At 46.5% G+C, this 17914-nt stretch carries 15 protein-coding genes; 12 read left to right on the top strand and 3 right to left on the bottom strand.

Features of this window, described 5'->3' with window-relative positions:
- Nucleotides 1-108: 108 nt before the first annotated feature.
- Both ABDW33_RS06630 and ABDW33_RS06625 read right to left on the bottom strand, forming a co-directional pair.
- Nucleotides 109-3297, bottom strand: a complete 3189-nt coding sequence (locus ABDW33_RS06630; RefSeq protein WP_343689279.1) for a reprolysin-like metallopeptidase — start codon at nt 3295-3297, stop codon at nt 109-111.
- A gap of 75 nt (nt 3298-3372) precedes the next feature.
- Nucleotides 3373-3597 carry a VF530 family protein gene (locus ABDW33_RS06625; protein WP_343689278.1) on the bottom strand — a complete coding sequence of 75 codons (225 nt, stop codon included), beginning with the start codon at nt 3595-3597 and terminating at the stop codon, nt 3373-3375.
- A gap of 75 nt (nt 3598-3672) precedes the next feature.
- Between ABDW33_RS06625 and ABDW33_RS06620 the strand changes: the two genes are divergently transcribed.
- The 6 genes from ABDW33_RS06620 to ABDW33_RS06595 all read left to right on the top strand — a co-directional run bounded on the left by ABDW33_RS06620 (nt 3673) and on the right by ABDW33_RS06595 (nt 11792).
- On the top strand, nt 3673-5451 hold the full coding sequence (locus tag ABDW33_RS06620; RefSeq protein WP_343689277.1) for an ABC transporter ATP-binding protein: 1779 nt from the start codon (nt 3673-3675) through the stop codon (nt 5449-5451).
- A gap of 6 nt (nt 5452-5457) precedes the next feature.
- The gene (locus ABDW33_RS06615; RefSeq protein WP_343689276.1) at nt 5458-6255 is read left to right on the top strand and encodes a hypothetical protein; all 798 of its coding nucleotides are present in this window, start codon (nt 5458-5460) and stop codon (nt 6253-6255) included.
- 394 nt (nt 6256-6649) lie between these two features.
- Nucleotides 6650-7189, top strand: a complete 540-nt coding sequence (locus ABDW33_RS06610) for a hypothetical protein (protein WP_343689275.1) — start codon at nt 6650-6652, stop codon at nt 7187-7189.
- Nucleotides 7190-7501: 312 nt separating this feature from the next.
- Nucleotides 7502-9475, top strand: coding sequence for a thiamine pyrophosphate-binding protein (locus ABDW33_RS06605; protein ID WP_343689274.1), 1974 nt, complete (start codon nt 7502-7504; stop codon nt 9473-9475).
- Between the two features lie 12 nt (nt 9476-9487).
- Complete coding sequence (locus tag ABDW33_RS06600; RefSeq protein WP_343689273.1) at nt 9488-11161, top strand: FAD-dependent oxidoreductase; 1674 nt, start codon at nt 9488-9490, stop codon at nt 11159-11161.
- An 88-nt stretch (nt 11162-11249) separates the two neighbouring features.
- On the top strand, nt 11250-11792 hold the full coding sequence (locus tag ABDW33_RS06595) for a dihydrofolate reductase family protein (RefSeq protein ID WP_343689272.1): 543 nt from the start codon (nt 11250-11252) through the stop codon (nt 11790-11792).
- Between the two features lie 160 nt (nt 11793-11952).
- Here the strand turns inward: ABDW33_RS06595 and ABDW33_RS06590 are convergent, their stop codons facing one another.
- A complete protein-coding gene (locus tag ABDW33_RS06590) occupies nt 11953-12309 on the bottom strand; it encodes a nuclear transport factor 2 family protein (protein WP_343689271.1) in 357 nt (118 codons plus the stop codon).
- A gap of 145 nt (nt 12310-12454) precedes the next feature.
- Between ABDW33_RS06590 and ABDW33_RS06585 the strand changes: the two genes are divergently transcribed.
- From ABDW33_RS06585 to ABDW33_RS06560, 6 genes are all read left to right on the top strand, one after another.
- A complete protein-coding gene (locus tag ABDW33_RS06585) occupies nt 12455-13405 on the top strand; it encodes a transporter (RefSeq protein WP_343689270.1) in 951 nt (316 codons plus the stop codon).
- Between the two features lie 111 nt (nt 13406-13516).
- On the top strand, nt 13517-14503 hold the full coding sequence (locus ABDW33_RS06580; RefSeq protein WP_343689269.1) for a VOC family protein: 987 nt from the start codon (nt 13517-13519) through the stop codon (nt 14501-14503).
- Nucleotides 14504-14531: 28 nt separating this feature from the next.
- Nucleotides 14532-14972, top strand: a complete 441-nt coding sequence (locus ABDW33_RS06575) for a nuclear transport factor 2 family protein (protein WP_343689268.1) — start codon at nt 14532-14534, stop codon at nt 14970-14972.
- Between the two features lie 93 nt (nt 14973-15065).
- A complete protein-coding gene (locus ABDW33_RS06570) occupies nt 15066-16157 on the top strand; it encodes a cytochrome P460 family protein (RefSeq protein ID WP_343689267.1) in 1092 nt (363 codons plus the stop codon).
- Nucleotides 16158-16161: 4 nt separating this feature from the next.
- Nucleotides 16162-17136 (top strand): histidine kinase, encoded by a 975-nt coding sequence (locus ABDW33_RS06565; RefSeq protein WP_343689266.1) that lies wholly within the window; start codon nt 16162-16164, stop codon nt 17134-17136.
- Nucleotides 17117-17836, top strand: coding sequence for a LytTR family DNA-binding domain-containing protein (locus ABDW33_RS06560; protein ID WP_343689265.1), 720 nt, complete (start codon nt 17117-17119; stop codon nt 17834-17836). The genes ABDW33_RS06565 and ABDW33_RS06560 overlap by 20 nt, the downstream gene beginning before the upstream one ends.
- The last annotated feature ends 78 nt before the right edge of the window (nt 17837-17914 follow it).

Below are 17914 nucleotides of genomic sequence, written 5' to 3'. Positions count from 1 at the left end.
CAGAAGAATTTTATGCAACGAGGCTTGTTGCCGGCAGTTGCCCGAAATAAAAAGGGCTGTCCCGAAAACTTCGGGACAGCCCTTTTTTTGTCTGATAGGCTGGTTAGTTTATCGTTTGATGATCTTCGTTGTATTCACTTCCTTCGTTCCGTTCTTAATTTTGATAATGTAAACACCTGTTGGTAATGAAGAAATGTCGAGTTGTGTATTTGCGGCATTTACTTCACGACGTAACACCTGTCGTCCGTTTATGTCGAACAGGCTCACTTCTGATTTCCCTTTGATACCGGAGAGGTTTACATTTAACAGATCAGATGCAGGGTTTGGATATACCAGTACATTTTTCTGGCCTTCAGTAAATGGCTCGGTAGAACGTGTGGCAGTACCTAATTGTACACGTAACGTGTAACAGGAGGTAGCACTGTTAGCGCCATTATATCCATATACCTGTGCGTAATAAGTACCCGGACTGATCGTGCCGCTAATGCTTTCACTGGTGGTACCGGCCGCCTGGGAGATGGCGAGTTGTGTACCTGCACTGTTCAGCAGTTTCAGATCATAGTCACCCGGCAAGGTGCCCAGCGTAATAGTGATAGTACCACTGGTGGTGATGACGAACTTATAATAATCCACATCTCCACTTGGGCTGATTAACCCTGTCACATCTGTATTAAACGGAATAGTGGCTGCACCTGCAAGTGTTCCGTTGCTGGAATTGTCCAGTGTATTCGCACAGCCTGATGCCGTGAGCGTAGTAAATTGTGCTGCAACATACGAACCGCTGCCACTTGCACAATTCGTTCTTACTCTCCAGTCATACAGGGATGCAGCAGTTAAGCCGCTTAAAGTGACAGAAGTGGCGGTAGTGGCAGTAGCAGCTGTCGTCCAGGTAGATGATGTATTCAGTTTGTAAGCCACATCGTAACTCAGTGCACCACTTGCCGCTGTCCAGCTTACGGTAGCACCGGTGGATGTGACAGCAGCACTGGTCAGCGCAGTAGGCACATTACAGCTATCTGTAGAGATAGTGGTAAACTGTGCTGTAGTATACAAACTGGTATCGCTGGTACAGGTTGTTCTTACCCGGTAGTCATAAGTCGTACCCTGTGTAAGACCTGTCAGGTTCAGAGAAGTAGCTGTTGTAGCAGTGGCTGCACTGATCCAGGTACCGGAGGAGGCAGCTTTATACGCTACGCTGTAAGAGGCGGCGCCACTCACCGCTGTCCAGCCAATAGTAGCTGTGGTCGTCGTTACAGATGAGGCAGTTAAACCCCCTGGTGCAGCGCATCCGGAGCCTGCAGTGATTGTGAAGTTGGTATTGGAAATATCAAAGAAGATATTGCCTGCTGCTTCCACTTTTATTCGGGCAGTAGTAGTAGGGGTGTTGGGAATAGTCACTATTTCACTACCATCATTCGGAGTACTGGCTACCAGTGTACTGAAGGTATTACCTCCGTCGGTAGAGAGGGAGATTTTTACATTGGCGCAACTCACAGGCGATGCCGTTGTACCGGCTACATTCCAGGTGATCGTCTGCGCTGAATTGCCTGCCCATGATACAGCGGTATTGGGTGCCGTGACTGTAAAAGGGCCAGATGTATTGCTGACAGTTACCGTCATGTCAGCAAAGTTTGTCTGCCCGACACTTACCGGCGAGGTAGAGCTATAAGGCGCATTATCTCTCACGGTAAGACGGAAATGCAGCGTCCTTGCTACAGCACTCAGTGCTTCTGTATTGGCACCGGCATCGCCACCGGTCAATGGACCGGAGATCAAAGCACCCGAAAGAATAGTGGCCAGTTTGGGAAAGTACCTAGTCGGGGAGGAGCTGGGAGCAAACGAAATCCAGTTTGGACCGGAAGCTTTGTTTGCACTGGCCACGCTGCTGCTGCCCGTCTGGGAGGTGGATGCATTGTCATTCTGTTCCCAGCAATAAGTAAGTACATCGCCGGCGTTGGCATCGGTTGCAGTACCGGTAAGTGCGAACGGTGTACTGATAGGAATCGTATAATTACTGCCGGCACTTACGGAAGGAGTGGCGTTGTTAGCAGCGATACTGGTAGTGACCGGGCATGTTTTACTGGCGAGATTCGTTTGAATCTGTGCAATAGAGGCAGCGTGGTAGATGTCGATAGAATGCGGGGCAAGGTCATAGCTGGTGATACCTGCATACCCCATGATCGTGATACCCGAACCAGGTTCCACATTCACGCCTGTACCTTCATTGCCATAGGAGAAGGTATGGTTGGCGCCCAGCTGGTGGCCTACCTCATGCACAACATAATCGATATCGAAGTTATCTCCCTGTGGGATACCGTCAGCAGGGGAGGTGAAACCACTTCCTTTTGAGGCATCGGTACAGATACAACCAATACAACCTGCATTGCCACCACCACCGGAGGCGCCAAACAGGTGACCAATATCGTAGTTGGCGGCCCCGATCACGGAATTCAGGGTACTTTGTAACTCACCGTTCCAGGAGCCGGAAGCGCCTGTGCTGGCATTGGAATAAGGATCGGTGGAGGGGTTGTAATAAATTACATTCGTGCTGGCAGCGATTAGATTCAGGTGGAGAGCGAGATCCTTTTCATACACGCCGTTACAACGTGTCAGTGTTGCATTAATAGCTGCCAGCACCAGGGCTACCTGTGAAGAACTGGTGGCGCCAAAGTAATTGGAGTATTCAGCGGTGACAGATTGTGCTAACCGTAAAGTTTTCAGGTCACCGGTAGAGCGGGCATTGGGCAACTGATTACCAATGGCGGTGGCCAGCTTTTCCTCCGGGGTAGAGCATTTCCAGGGCAAAGCGGCTTTGGCTTGTTTCCTGAAAACAGTGTAGACGGTGTGGTCGGCAGAATAAGGCTCGATAAATTCTGTTTCTTTTTCAGTACGGAATACAACGGTTTGAATTCCCTGGGGAGAGATACTCAATTTAAGGGTGGCATATTTATCGGTGATGCCCTTTCCTGAGAATGCCCTGATCTCCGGGAATTTTGCCTGTAAGGCGGGTTCGAAGTTGGATGCTTCGGTGATTTCAAATTGTTCCATTTGCCCGTCGGCATTGGGCAGGCTGATAATAGTTGAATGTTTACCTGTGTTAGCGACGGTACGGAATGCCTCTGTTTGAAATGGGGTGATGTCCAGGTCGAACAGTTTGTAGTCTGTCGGAAATGCGAGGCGGGACACAGATTTGTCTGTAATAATTCTGGCGCTGGTGGCGTGAGGGCGCCAGTAATTTTGGGCAAATGATAGGGTGCTGCATAGCAATGCAGTGACAAAGAGTAAAACTTGTCTCATGCGTAGGGTTTTTAGGTCAATAAATGCTCTCCTATGAATGTAGATCAAGTTACTGCAGTGGTAGGTACAGTGAGGCTATTTCAGTTTGCCTTTTTGGAGGGCGTCTTTATAGAAGTCTTCTACTTTGGTACGGGCCCAGGGTGTTTTGCGGAGGAATTTGAGGCTGGATTGGATGGAAGGGTTGCTGATGAAGCAGTTGATGCGGATCTGGTAGCCGAGTTCGTCCCAGCCGAAGGAGTCGACAAGATGAGTGAGGATTTTTTCGAGTGTGATGCCGTGAAGCGGATCTTTTGATTGCATGGTTTGTTGTTTATCCGGCAAATATACAGCTCTTAAATTTTTATATCTTTGCGTCTTACCTAAGATTCTACTGCTATGGCAAACCCATATGTCTCCCTGTTACAAACCGCCTGGCACTACGCGCGAAAGGAAAAGAAAAAATATGTACTGGTTTATGCCATGTTCACCATCTCCGCTATTATCTACGCCTTATACCCCATGCTCCTCGGCTGGTTTATAAATAAAATCCAGCAGGATACCCGGCAGGTCCTGCATTACGCTTTCCTATACGCTGCCTGCTATTTCGGGCTCAAAGTATTGGAATGGTGCTTTCACGGTCCCGCGCGTATACTGGAACGTGAACTTGCTTTTAACCTCAGTCGCAACTTCCTGCATGAACGCTACCACCAGGTCCTCCACCTCCCGGTAAAATGGCACCAGGACCATCACAGCGGCGCCACCATCAACCGCATCCGTAAAGCGTATGAAGCATTAAAAACCTTTTTTGACCATGGCTTTATGTACCTGCGGGCAGTCGGTAAACTCATTTTTTCTGTCATCGCCATTGTCTATTTCTCTCCGCTGTTCGGTTCCATCGGCGTCGCGCTCGGTATCATTACCATATGGGTCATCTTTAAATTCGATAAGCCTTTTATCCGCACCCTGGACGAAGTTAATGAAAAGGAACACGTGGTCTCGTCCACGCTTTTCGACAGTCTCTCCAACATTATGACAGTAATTACCTTACGGCTTGAAAAGAGCATGGAAACCGGCTTATTAGGTAAAGTCCACCACATACTACCTCCTTTTAAGAAGAATATCCGCATCAACGAATGGAAGTGGTTCGTCGCAGATATCCTGATCACCGTTATTTATTGTGTAGTAGCCGTGGGCTATGTAATACAGTACTGGGAACCCGGCAAAATATTTTATGTAGCAGGACTCGTCACCTTACTGGGATATGTGAACCAGTTCACCAGCGTATTCTATGATTTTGCCTGGCAGTATACTGATATCACGCAATACAACACTTCTGTACAAACTGCTGCCAATATCGACGAGGCATTTAAACAACACCATCGTCCGGACGCTCCTACAGATCTGCCGGCTACCTGGCAGTCAATCTCATTAAAGAACCTGAACTTTTCCCACAGAGAGCAATATGATGCCGAACACGGACCGCAAAGTTTACATCAGTTAAATATCACCATTCCCCGTGGTAAGCGCATTGCATTGATTGGAGAAAGTGGTAGTGGCAAGAGTACACTTTTGTCACTATTGAGAGGACTGTATGATCCTCACCCCGGTATGGAACTCACCGTAGATGGAGAGACGTATGACCTGGATACGCTCAATGAAACTGTGACCCTCTTTCCGCAGGAGCCCGAAATTTTCGAGAATACCATCGCTTACAACGTCACCCTCGGATTACCTTTCAGCGAAGCCGATATCATCGCGGTATGCGAAAGTGCGCATTTTACAGACGTGATCCGGCAACTGCCGTTAGGCCTGGAATCAGACATTCGTGAAAAAGGCGTAAACCTTTCCGGTGGGCAAAAGCAACGCCTCGCACTGGCAAGAGGTATCCTGGCCGCAAGAGAAAGTGAAGTGGTACTACTCGATGAACCGACCAGCAGCGTAGATCCGAAAACGGAGGCAATGATCTATCACAAATTGTTTGAAACATTTTCCGATAAGGCGGTGATATCGTCTATCCATCGCCTCCACCTGCTGCCACAATTCGATTACGTGTACGTGCTTCATCAGGGAAGAATAGTAGATGAAGGTAGTTTTGAACAGCTGCTTCATCACAGTCCGGTTTTCCAGGAACTATGGAAACACCAGAAAGACACAATGGGTAAACATTTTCAATGATCCTGCATGAAACGTACATTTTTCTTATTGCTGTTGCTTGTAACCTATCATCCTGTATTGTATGCACAATTATCCGTTGGGATGGAATATGCTATTCCTGTTGGTAATTTCAGGAATAACAGCAATCCTTATGGTAACTCACTGGTCAGGTATCGCTATGGCATCGGGGGGGCGGTCAAATACCTGTATAATATTAACCGGACATTTGGATTGACAGCCCAGGGAGGATTAACCCGGTACCATGCAATCGGCGATAAAGCGTGGAGCTTTATGGCTGTCCCAATCAAGGTAGGCGCAAACCTTCGGTTTCATCTACTCTTTGTGGAACCCCAGGTCGGCCTTACTTATTTTGCAGATAACGCAACCTATTACCAAAATGGTTCCACCACCTATGGCCTGAATGTCGGCGCTTACTTAACCAACCGTATTCAATTGTCTGCTAACTATGAAAAATGGAATAAAGGAGGTTTTAAGGCTGCTCATTTCGGTGTCCGGCTCGCTTATACATTTGGTCCGGTCGATAGCATTGTACGAAGTGTGGCATACGATAAAACCGGCGACAACTGGAAAAAACATAAGACCTTCCGGGCATTAGGCTGGACATCCCTGGGCGTGGGAGTGCCACTGACATTAGTAGGACTCGCGAGTGCAATTGCGAGTGCTTACAATGGAAATAATAATCCTCCGATTTATCAATGGATGTTAGGATCCGGAGCCGTCTTGACTACTTCAGGTATCCCATTATTTATCTTATCTCATAAGTATAAAAAGAAAGCCGCCTTATTTGTTAGCTACAACGGATGACTGCATGCGCCATTCGCAGCTATATCCACGCTTCTGACCAGTATTTTAATATCGTCAGGTTTAACTGGCATTTTTTATGTGCTGTTACTGTTCGTAATGGGGGCAACCTATTATGCAGGCTTTCATTCGGCTGGGTACCTTCCGCCTTTGTGGTAACCGACAGTAATTAGTGTTAAATAAAAGAAGGAGTCACCCCGTGAGGGGCGACTCCTTCTTTTTGCCGGTGCGACTATATATCCAATAGTACATCAAAAGGTCACCAAAAGGTCACTTGAATATCGATTTGATATACAAGCGACCTTTTAATGATGTATTAGTACTCATTTAGTGTAATAATAGTATCGAAAAACCGCTAACATCAGTATATTGTTATTGTATCCCAAAAATGTTTATTATGGCACTTGTACACGACAACATGCTCCTGCAACTCGTCCGTGGCACCCTGGGTCGCCAGTTCACTATCTATGAACGGAATGGACAGATCATCATGGCCAAAAAACGAGGTAAATCAAAGAAGAAACCAACAAAGAAACAGCTCGAAGCCAGGTATAAAATGCAAATCGCATCCGCACTGGCAGTCGCTCTTTTAGAAGACCCCGAGCTTAAAGCTTATTACAAGTCCAAAGCAGGACCGGGGCAGAACGCTTATAACATGGCCGTAAAAGATGCTTATCACTCACCCGAAATTCAGCAAATCAGGCTCGAAGAAGAATCGGTAATAGTTACCGCAGCTAATGAATTCAGGGTTGCAGAAGTAGAAGTACGCGTACTTGACGCAGCAGGTAAAATGCAGGAAAGAGGACCAGCCGTTTTAGCAAGAAATGGCGTGGATTGGTATTATAAGGTAAACAGTCTGCCTGCTGGTGGAAAGATCATAGTGTTGGCAGTGGATCTGCCCGGGAATGGAACGGAGAAGGTCGTGAAACTGGAATAAACAATACAGCCAAACTCCCGCGATCATCAAAACTGTTTAAACCCTGAATCGACAACAGTTTTTCAACCTTACATGAATATGCATCTGCGTATCTATATAGATACGCATGCAATCGTTTTGTGAAAATTCTACAAAGCCTCCCTTCTAAATATTTTCAGATCCTTCGTAAACAATCCCCGGTAACCCGTTGTTGTAAATCCTGGTAATAGTGAATGAACGTCTCGTTTAAATCCCAACACCACATAAAACACCAGAAAATAGGTTCCACAACAAACATCCTTTGAACAACCAGACACTCCAAAACACCATGATATGACAACACAACAAATGGCGCAGGCTAAGCGCCAGACCAGTGAAGACGTGATCGAACATGCGTTCGGTCAGACTACCCGATGGACTCGCGACTATGTTTTCGATATCCTGAAAGACCTGGGTATCCATTACATTTTCGGCGTACCTGGTACCAACGAAATCCCTATCATCGATGGTACTTCCTACCCCGAAAATGAAGTCCGCTACATTGAATGCCTTCATGAAAACATTGCCATTGGTGCCGCCATGGGATCTGCCCGGATGACCGGTAAACCCGGTGTACTCGTCGTGCATGTTACACCCGGTATTGCACACAGTATCGGCAATCTGTTCAATGCCTGCCGTTCCCAGGTGCCACTGGTGATCTTATGCTGCCAGCAACAAAATGAATTGGTGACCCAGGAACCACTCCTGGCATCTAACCTTGTAGATCTTGCTAAACAGTATACCAAGTGGGCGCATGAAGTACGTACTCCTCAGGAAATTCCAATGGTTTTACAACGTGCTTTTAAAGAAGCAATGGCACCACCTAATGGCCCTGTATTCGTATCCATTCCGTGGGATTTTACGATGGTCGCCATTGAAGATGAAGATAAAATTAAAGGCGTGACCAGGATCTCCCCACATTTTACAGGAGATGATGCGTCTATCAGGCAAGCTGCTGATATGCTTGCGGCTGCTAAAAATCCTGTGATCGTAGCTGGTGATGCTGTTGGATACGCAGATGCCTGGCCTGAATTACAGGAACTGGCTGAACTGATCGGCGCACCTGTGGTGTTACAATGCTTTAGTAGTCTCGCTAATTATCCTAACAATGACTACCACTGGCAGGGAGAATTACCCGGTAGTCAGGCCGGTGTGCAGGGGGTGTTCAAAGATCATGACGTGGCTTTCCTGGTTGGATTTGGTGCACAGGCACAACTGGCCGTTTATAAATATGCGGATGGTCCGCTCTTTCCTCCTGAACTGAAACAGATATATCTTACTAATAATACCTGGGATATTGCGAAGAATTATTATGGCGAAGCCGCCATCTTTGGTGATATTAAAGCAACACTACCTATCCTGAACGGTTATATTAAACCTAATCCTCCTGCAGGCGCTGCCGAAAGAAATGAACATATGCGGTTGTTGTCCGTAAAGAGAACCGCTGACTGGGATGCTTATCTCCTGGAGGCCATGCAGCAGGAAGAGATATGGTCTGTTGTCATTGCGAAAGCATTGAAAGAAGAGATTGAATCAAGAAAACTGAACAACAACTTTGTATATGTACATGAAGCTGTATCCGATGGCGCTCCTTTTCAATACTACCTGCCATTCGGTACCGATGGTGCTAAACCTGTGAGCTACTACTGTGTAGCCGGCGGTTCGCTGGGCTGGTCTATGCCTGCTTCGCTGGGCATTAAACTGGAGAATGCCTCTACACAGGGTACCGGTACAAAATTGGTGATCAACGCTGTCGGGGATGGTTCTTCGCTATTCTATCCACAGACTTACTGGACAGCTGCACATGAACAACTACCTATCCTGTATATCATTACGAACAACCAGGAGTATCATACATTGCAACTCGGGCTGCAGCAGGTAATCGGTGCTTATGGCAATGCACCTGGTTATGGCTGGAAGCCTAAAACAGATGATCCCCCATACCTGCGTCTTGAACGACCCAAGCTCGACTTTGTTTCACTGGCGAAAGCTTTTGGCGGTGAGCACGGAGAAGTGGTAACATCACCGGCAGCGGTGAAAGATGCGATCAAACGGGGGATTGAACACGTATTGACGCAGACCACCTCTTATTTACTCGATATGAGAATCGCAGGTAATACCCCAACAGCCCCCTCCACATCAGATTCTATTACTGCACACTACAGCCAGCAACCGGTATTGGATTACTTCCACCAGGAGACAGTAAAGGCTAACCTGTTGGCTGCAGACAATGGATTTTTACCTTCCAATATCCCCTCCATATTCTAAAATATTGTCATTATGAAAAACACACAAATCGATATCGCCATCGTTGGTGGCGGTGTTTCCGGGGTATATAGCGCCTGGAAATTAAAGCAGAGTTTCCCTGATCAGCACATCGTTGTATTTGAAGGCAGCGATCATATAGGCGGACGTTTACTCTCCGTGAAACCACCCGAAATTCCCAACATGACGGCTGAACTGGGCGGTATGCGCATACTGGAAAATACCCAGAAACTAATTGTAGATCTGATTAAGACGCTCAATAATGAATTACCGCCTGATGAACAGATCACATTGTATGATTTCCCGGTAGATGAGCCACAGAACCTGGCATATCTGCGGGGCGAATACCTGCGGCTGGTTGATTTTGTAACCAACCCCAATAAAGTACCATACAATATGTCATTCCTGGAAAAAGGCAATGGACCTGGTACAATTATCGTAAATGCCATTGAACAGATCGTACCCGGTATTACAAATCCGGAACTGACAGAAGATCAACGGCGTGAAATGACCCGCGAAGCCTCTTTTGACGGCATCCCTTTGTACAAATGGGGCTTCTGGAATCTACTGTACAGGGTAATCAGCAGTGAAGGCTACCAGTTCAGTATGGATGCCGGCGGATATGATTCCACGCTGGTGAACTGGAATGCAAGCGATGCGATTCCATGGTACCTGTCAGACTTTGGAATGACCCCCAAGTACAAAGGGTTTACCAACGGTTTTCAGCAGGTGCCTATTGCGCTGGCAGAGCTGTTTGAAAAGGCCGGGGGAGAAGTTCGCCTCGAACGTCAACTCCAGGGATTTGATTATACCGATAATCAGTTTACGCTTCACTTTAAGGATGGCGAGACGATTACCGCTGGAAAACTGATCCTGGCTATGCCCCGCCGTGCCCTTGACCTGATTACGCCTGATAGTCCGCAATTAAAGCAGATACAGCCGTTGATCAGTAGTGTTACACCAAGGCCCCTGTTCAAACTCTTTACTACCTATGCAAATCCATGGTGGAGAATATCAGGTTTTACGGGTGCAGACGGAAAGTTTGTTCCGGTACAATCGGGTCGTTCTGTCACTGATCTGCCTGTGCGGCAAACCTATTACTGGCCTAACAGTGACGGTACACCGGCAGTAACTGGCAGAGCGATGTTGCTGGCCAGCTATGATGATGGTAATAACATCGGGTTCTGGGATGGATTAAGACCTCAGCGTTCCAAAGCCTGGAAGACCGGGCGCTCGCATGCAGAGATTGCAGATCCGTTTGTAGGAGATGATGATAAAATAGTAAGTGGAAAGGAAGAAGTCATTCAAAGTAACCTGAACCAGACCTGGGATGAATACCAGGCACCCCGCCGCATGGTGGATGAGGTAGCCCGGCAATTGCAACAGATGCATGGCCTGGATTATACACCACTGGTAAAGAGCGCTGCATTCCGCGATTGGGGTGAAGATCCATATGGTGGCGGCTGGAATAGCTGGAATATTGGTGTGAAAAGCTGGGAAGTAAGAGACCAGATTACAAACCCGATAGCTGGTACACATCTGTATATTTGTGGAGAAGCATATTCTGATGCACAGGGATGGGTAGAAGGTGCTTTGCAGACAGCGGAGATCATGCTGGGCAAATTGATTGTATCGTCAGGTGCGAATCTAAGGCAAAATACACAGGTGAGTGAGCTGCAGCTAGACTGATCACTACAATTACTTTATTCTGATGGCAAGGCAGTTTCATCGCTGCCTTGCCGTTTTTGTTTATATTCAGTTTCATAAACTTTATGCTATGCGCAAGCTCATCTATGGTATTAATATTAGTCTGGATGGTTGTTGTGACCATACAAAATTTGGTGGCGGAGCGGATGTGCACGACTATTTCAGAGAGCGACTGGAAGAGGTTGATCTCATTATTTATGGGAGGAAGACCTATGAACTGATGGTGCCCTTCTGGCCGGAGGTAGCTGTCACCCAGTCCCTGGATGAAACGGGAAATGCCTTTGCAAAGGTATTTGCGGAATTAAAGCGGGTGGTAGTTTCGAGAACAATAGAAAGTACAGACCAGGTGATCCGGGATCATGTGAAAGCCGAAGTGCTGCGATTAAAACAGCAACCCGGAAAAGGCATTTCTACGGGTGGCGTTGAGCTGCCTGCCCGGTTAATAGAATGGGGACTGGTGGATGAATTTCATATGGTCGTGCATCCGGTGATAGTTGGGGAGGGGCGTCGCCTTTTTACTGAAATGTCTTTGCCGGAGAATCTGGGGTTAAAACTGGTGGAATCGAAGGTGTTTGGTAGCGGATGTGTGGCGCTGAAGTATGAGAAGGTATAGGACTTAGAAAAGAGCCGAATAAGCAGGCCATGATCTACAGTAATTTCCAGAATGTATTTAACCAGCATGGAATTGCGATGATGTCTCCCGGTTACCATATGGTGAGAGATGGTGAGAAGGAGAAATAGTTACATCCATCCCGGGAGATCACCTTTCAGATCTACCTGGCATCTATAAAGATCAACAGGCGTTGAATTTTACCATTTTCCAGCACAAAGATGTCCTCGCCGGTTTCCTGGTCCGGTATAGCCGCGGTGCCAAACTGCCAGTGTAAGCGAGCCACGTTATGGTGCCCTTCAATAGGTGCACGCAGCCTGAATGTACGTTCGGGAAATTTGGCTTGCAGGTTGGTGATCAGCACCTGCAATTCCCCATGGCCCTTTGCAACGAAATGTGGATCTATGATCTCTACATCTTCTGCATATACCTCCGCTATAAAGGTCGCTCTTTTGGCAGTATCTCTTTCACTCCAGATAGAGAAGTGCTTTTCAATAAGGCGTTGATCCTGTGATTCCATTGTTGTAAGTTTTTTTCAATGCAAAGATTCCAACTATATAACAAATGTCAATTGACAATTGCCAGAAAATTTCATTGATAAATGTCAAGTGTTTTTTTTGGCTTTTGTCATTTGGGAAGCGTCCCATGCGGGATAGTTTTGTGGCATGAAAGCACTCAAAATTCTTATCTCCATTGGGTTTCTCTTTTCTTTACTGTTAATGGCGCCTGTTCATGCTTTGGCGCAAGATCCGACGCTGCCGCCTACTAATCTGGGGCTTTCCAACACCTTTGATGGTGTTGCCGGCAAACCCGGTTTTTTATACCAAAGCTATGTACAGATCTTCCAGACAAGGGGCATCTATGACCAGCATGGCAATAAAGCGTTTACTTCGCTGAAAGTAAATTCGGTTGTTACCTTGCAACAGCTGATTTATCTTTCCAAAGTCAGGGCATTCGGGGGGAACCTGGGCTTTACCGTCATTGTTCCCATTGCGCAGGTGAATGCGTCTGATGCAGTAGCTGTAACTCCTTCGGCTAATCCTAAGCCATGGGGCGATCCGATACTGGGCATGGCAGTACAATGGTCCGACAGGAAGCTTTGGGGGCGGACATTTTCTCATCGTACCGAATTGGACGTCAGTTTGCCGCTGGGGAATTACGATACTGCTTATGCCATTAATCCTTCTGCACATCTTTTTTCCTTTGGTCTCTATCATGCCTTCACACTGATATTAAATCGTCAATTCAGCATCAGCGCCCGTAACCAGGTCAATTATAACACCCATGTCCCTGACACGAAGGCAAAACCCGGAGGTTTCTACAATGGCAACTTTTCTATAGATTTTGCTGTATTACCTTCTCTCAGGATAGCAGTAGCGACTTATTTACTGGCACAGTTCAATGAGGACCGTTTCGATGGGCATAGCGATTACTATGCTACGCAATATGGCATCAGTAATACAAAGGAACGGGTACTGGGCTACGGACCCGGACTGGCTTATATGTTTCCACGCGGTGGATTGATTGAAGTAAAAGGGTTCCTGGAAACAGCTGCGCAGAACCGGCCTGCTGGCTTCAGGCCTACCTTGCGCATCGCCATCCCGCTCAGTCAATAGCAAAAACCTTAAGAGCGCTTTGCCGCTGATGACTGGACGTTGTCACTGAGGAAAGTGAGGAGCCGGATAGAAGACCTGATCACTTATTTGTAAACAACAACAAACGATAAAATGATGAAACAAAAGACATTTCTTAAGACGGTAAGCTTTGTGCTGTTAGCCATTCTCTTAACCAGCAATACCCGTTCACAAAACAAAGTCAGCTTATTGGGGGTTGACCATGTCGGTATCAATGTGCCTGATCTGCAACAGGCAGTTCACTTCTTTACAGATGTACTGGACTTTCACGTAATAACACAGATTGGCCCTGTACCGCTGGATAGCAATTGGAAGAAAGCAAATCATATGCACCAGGCTACCGGTCCGGTTACGATAAAAATGAGCCGCGCAGGTGATGGTGCCAACATCGAACTTTTCTATTACGATAAAGGAAAGGGAAGTACAATACAGCCCGGCGGAGATGATATTGGTGCTACACACATTGCTTTTTACACATCAGATATAAAAGCGAGTATCGCTTACCTGAAATCAAAAGGTGTGACATTCCTCGGCGAACCGTTCACCATGCCGGCCGGCGATACCGAAGGCGAGACTTGGGTATACTTCCTTACGCCATGGGGGGCCAAAATGGAGCTGGTGACTTATCCTGATGGTAAAGGCTATGAGAAAAATAATCCTGGTATTAAACTCTGGTCACCCAAAGAAGTGGCAGTGGCTCCTTCTGTAGCAGATACGCTCAGTGGGCAGCAACTTGCGGAGCTTGCAACCAGGCACCTGGAAAACTGGAACAATACTGATGCTGCTTCCCGTCTTAAAGGATTGACGGCCCTTTATACTACCAACGTAATTTTTGCAGATGCATCCTATGTATCTACCGGCCTGGATGGTCTTAATACATTTATTGGCCATCTGCAGCAGGAGCACCCGGGCTTCCGGTTTTCTCTTGACCGGATAGATGCCAATCACCATTTGGTGCGCCTGTTCTGGAACTACGGAGACAAGAACCACCCAGCACTTGTAACGGGGATGGACATGATTACCGTTGAGCAGGGTAAAATTAAATCCCTGTATGCTTTCCTGAATACTGAGCACAAATAATCATTCATCAATATAAATTTTACAACCGATGGCTACACAAATGAGCAACGAACAAATTATACGCAACCTTTACCAGGCCGCAGAAGTGCAGGATTCAAAATTATTTGCTTCTATGTTTACTCCCGACGGTTATTTTTGGGACGTTTCTGCAGGAAAGAAATATTACGGTGACGACATCGGCCTGACTGTTGATATTTATGCAAAAGCATTTCCTGATATGCACCGCGAGCTGCTTCGCGTATATGTAAAAGACGAAGAGAATATGGTAATGGTTGAGCTGACCTTAAATGGTACACATAATGGTCCCCTGGATCTACCGATAGGTACAATACCTCCTACGGGAAAGACGATCAACACACCGTGTGCAGACTTCTTTTACCTGGAAAATGGCAAGATCAGGTTTTTCCATTGCTATACAGCAGCAACTATTCTGTTTGGACAAATTGGGTTATTGGATAAATTAAAATGAGTCCAGCCTATCCTGCCACACTCACCATCTGAAATGCCACATTCAGGCATTTTGTTGGTGAGTGGCTGTCGCCTGATACTTATCTTTGATCTCATGAAAAGGAAACTTATCTACGGAATTGTTATCTGCTTTGCCGGTTTGCAGTTTTTCCGTCCCACCATTCCCCATCCTCCTGTTACAGGAGACCTCCAGGCGCCAGCCGATGTGAAAAAGATCATTGAACGCGCCTGTTACGACTGTCATTCAAATACACCGAACCTGCGTTGGTATGACCAGGTTGTACCTGCCTGGTGGCTGGTTGCGGACCATATTAAGGATGGCCGGGCGGCCCTTAATTTTTCTAACTGGGATAGCCTTACTCCCGGTGACCAGAAGAATAACTTATGGCTGGCCGTTAACCAGGTCTTGCTTGGGGCAATGCCACCGGCCAGTTATACTGCCGTTCATGCTGCCGCAAAACTGAATGACAAGGATATACAGGTCCTGAAAGACTACCTGCTTACACAACAGGCACCACCCTCCAAAGCACCTGCTACGGTTTTAACCAGGGTGTCCGATATACAACCTGCGCTGAACGGTATTGCATATATCCCCGGCTATACGGACTGGCAGGTGGTCAATACCACCGACCGCTTTGACAATGGGACCCTCCGTGTCATTTATGGCAATGATATCGCCATCAAAGCTATTCAGGCAAATCATACCAATCCATGGCCGGATGGTACCGTCTTTGCCAAAGTGGCCTGGAAAGAAGATACTGACAGTAACGGTATTACAAATCCCGGCGCTTTCTTCCAGGTGGAGTTTATGATGAAAAATAGTCAACAGTACCGCGATACAAAAGGATGGGGATGGGCCCGGTGGAGAGGCAATGACCTGAAGCCTTACGGTAAAACAGCCACTTTTTCCAAAGAGTGCATCAGTTGTCATCAGCCCATGAAGGACAAAGACTATGTATTCACCATTCCTGATACCCTCCCTCCGGGCAAGCTGATTACAACCAGCTTTGACAGGAACAAAAAACAGACTACTGCCATCGTAAAGCGTGCGGATAGCACTTATGCGCATATCCTGCGGCAGATCCGCCCTGACCCTAACTGGTTTGGTGCCAACATTCCCGGTGCAGCAGTATCTGTCAATTTCAGTACATTTACCAGTGCACAACCGGCACTTGCCGTACCGTGAGCGCATGCAACAGAAGATAAAGCAAATATTCGGTATATCGCACCCATTGATATGGTTCAGTGCGCTTTGCATCGGCATACTGGCATCTATTCCCAAATTCCTGCGCCTGCATATAGCCACCTGGGAAATGCTCATAGATGTCAGTGTCGCCGGTACCTACTCTTTATTCGTCTGGTATTACAATTTATACTTTTTACCCCGCCAACATCGGTATCGCTTTGCCCGGAGCCTTGTATTAGGCATAGGGGTGATGACGGTGCTTGTACTGATTCATCAACTCATATTTCCGCATTACAACATGCCTTCTATGATGTTGATGTTCCAGTTCAGAGGCCTGATCATAAATTTTACGATTTACCTGTTCCTTTTCCTGCTGTACCAGCAATATCAGAACCGGCAGATCAACATGGAGCTACTGGAAGCGCAGTTTGATCTGCTTAAACAACAGGTGAACCCTCATTTTATATTCAATAGTCTCAATACACTCAAGTCCATGGTAGACCTGCAGGACAAGCATGCTTCGGAATTTATCGTCATGTTGTCTGAATTTTACCGTGCATCCCTCGACAAAAAACAGGCAGCCCTCATTCCGCTGGCGACAGAACTGCATACCTTGCATGCATATGTGTTCCTGCTGCAGGCCCGGTTTGAGGAGGGCCTGCAACTTGATATCGACCTGCCCGGAGAACAGCTGCTTATTCCGCCATTTACCCTGCAAATGCTGGTTGAGAATTGTATTAAACATAACATTGTATCTCTGGAAGAGCCGCTGCATATCCGTATTTATACCACATCACAACATATTGTTGTGGAAAATAACCTGCAGCTTAAAAGATCATCCGGTACTTCCACCCATACAGGTTTGAATAATATCAACAAGCGTTATCAGCACCTGGGCAAAGGTAATATTGATACCATTTGTACCGCTAGCCGTTTTACAGTTAAACTACCATTGATATATGCAGATAGTGATCGTTGAAGACGAAGTGAAAACAGCAAAAGCGCTGGCTGCAATGATCCGGATTTTATCACCCGATGCTGATATTGTGGCTACCTTACAGAGTGTAAAAAGCGCTGTGGCATGGTTCGCCAGTCATGATCAACCTGAACTGATATTCATGGATATACAACTTGCAGATGGAATTTGCTTTGATATCTTTAAAGAAACAGCAATTCGTGCCCCGGTAATTTTTTGTACTGCCTATGATGAATATGCATTGGAAAGCTTCCGGGCCAATGGAGTAGATTATATATTAAAGCCATTTACCCAGGATACACTGGCCGCTTCGTTGCACAAGGTCAGGCAGTTGAAAAAATTCTTCAGTGCGCCGGTCGCCGGCAAAAGTAGTTTTCTGGTGTTTACTGACAACAGGTATACGGCTATTCCCATAGATAACATTGCATACTTTTATATCAGGCTGGAGATGCCCGCTATCTGCACCTTTGATGGTAAGGAGTACTTTGTGCAGCAATCGCTGGATCATATAAGCACTGTGGTACCGCCAGGCCAGTTTTATCGTATAAACCGGCAATACCTGATCAACTTTAATGCAGTAAAAGAAGTAGAACATTATTATGGAAGGAAATTACTGATACACTTAAAAGTCCCCACATCAGATCAGATCATTTTGAATAAGAATAATACGACTGCTTTTTTAAAGTGGATGAATGATCATTGAGGCGAAGCTAAAAGCCAGCCATATTTTTATAAAACAGACCACCTTGTTTGGTTCATCAAATGCTACTTTTTATTAGTC

The organism is Chitinophaga sp., assembly GCF_039596155.1.
Lineage (GTDB): Bacteria > Bacteroidota > Bacteroidia > Chitinophagales > Chitinophagaceae > Chitinophaga.
The sequence above is the reverse complement of the archived record's forward strand: the minus strand, read 5'-3'. Positions and strand labels throughout refer to the sequence as shown.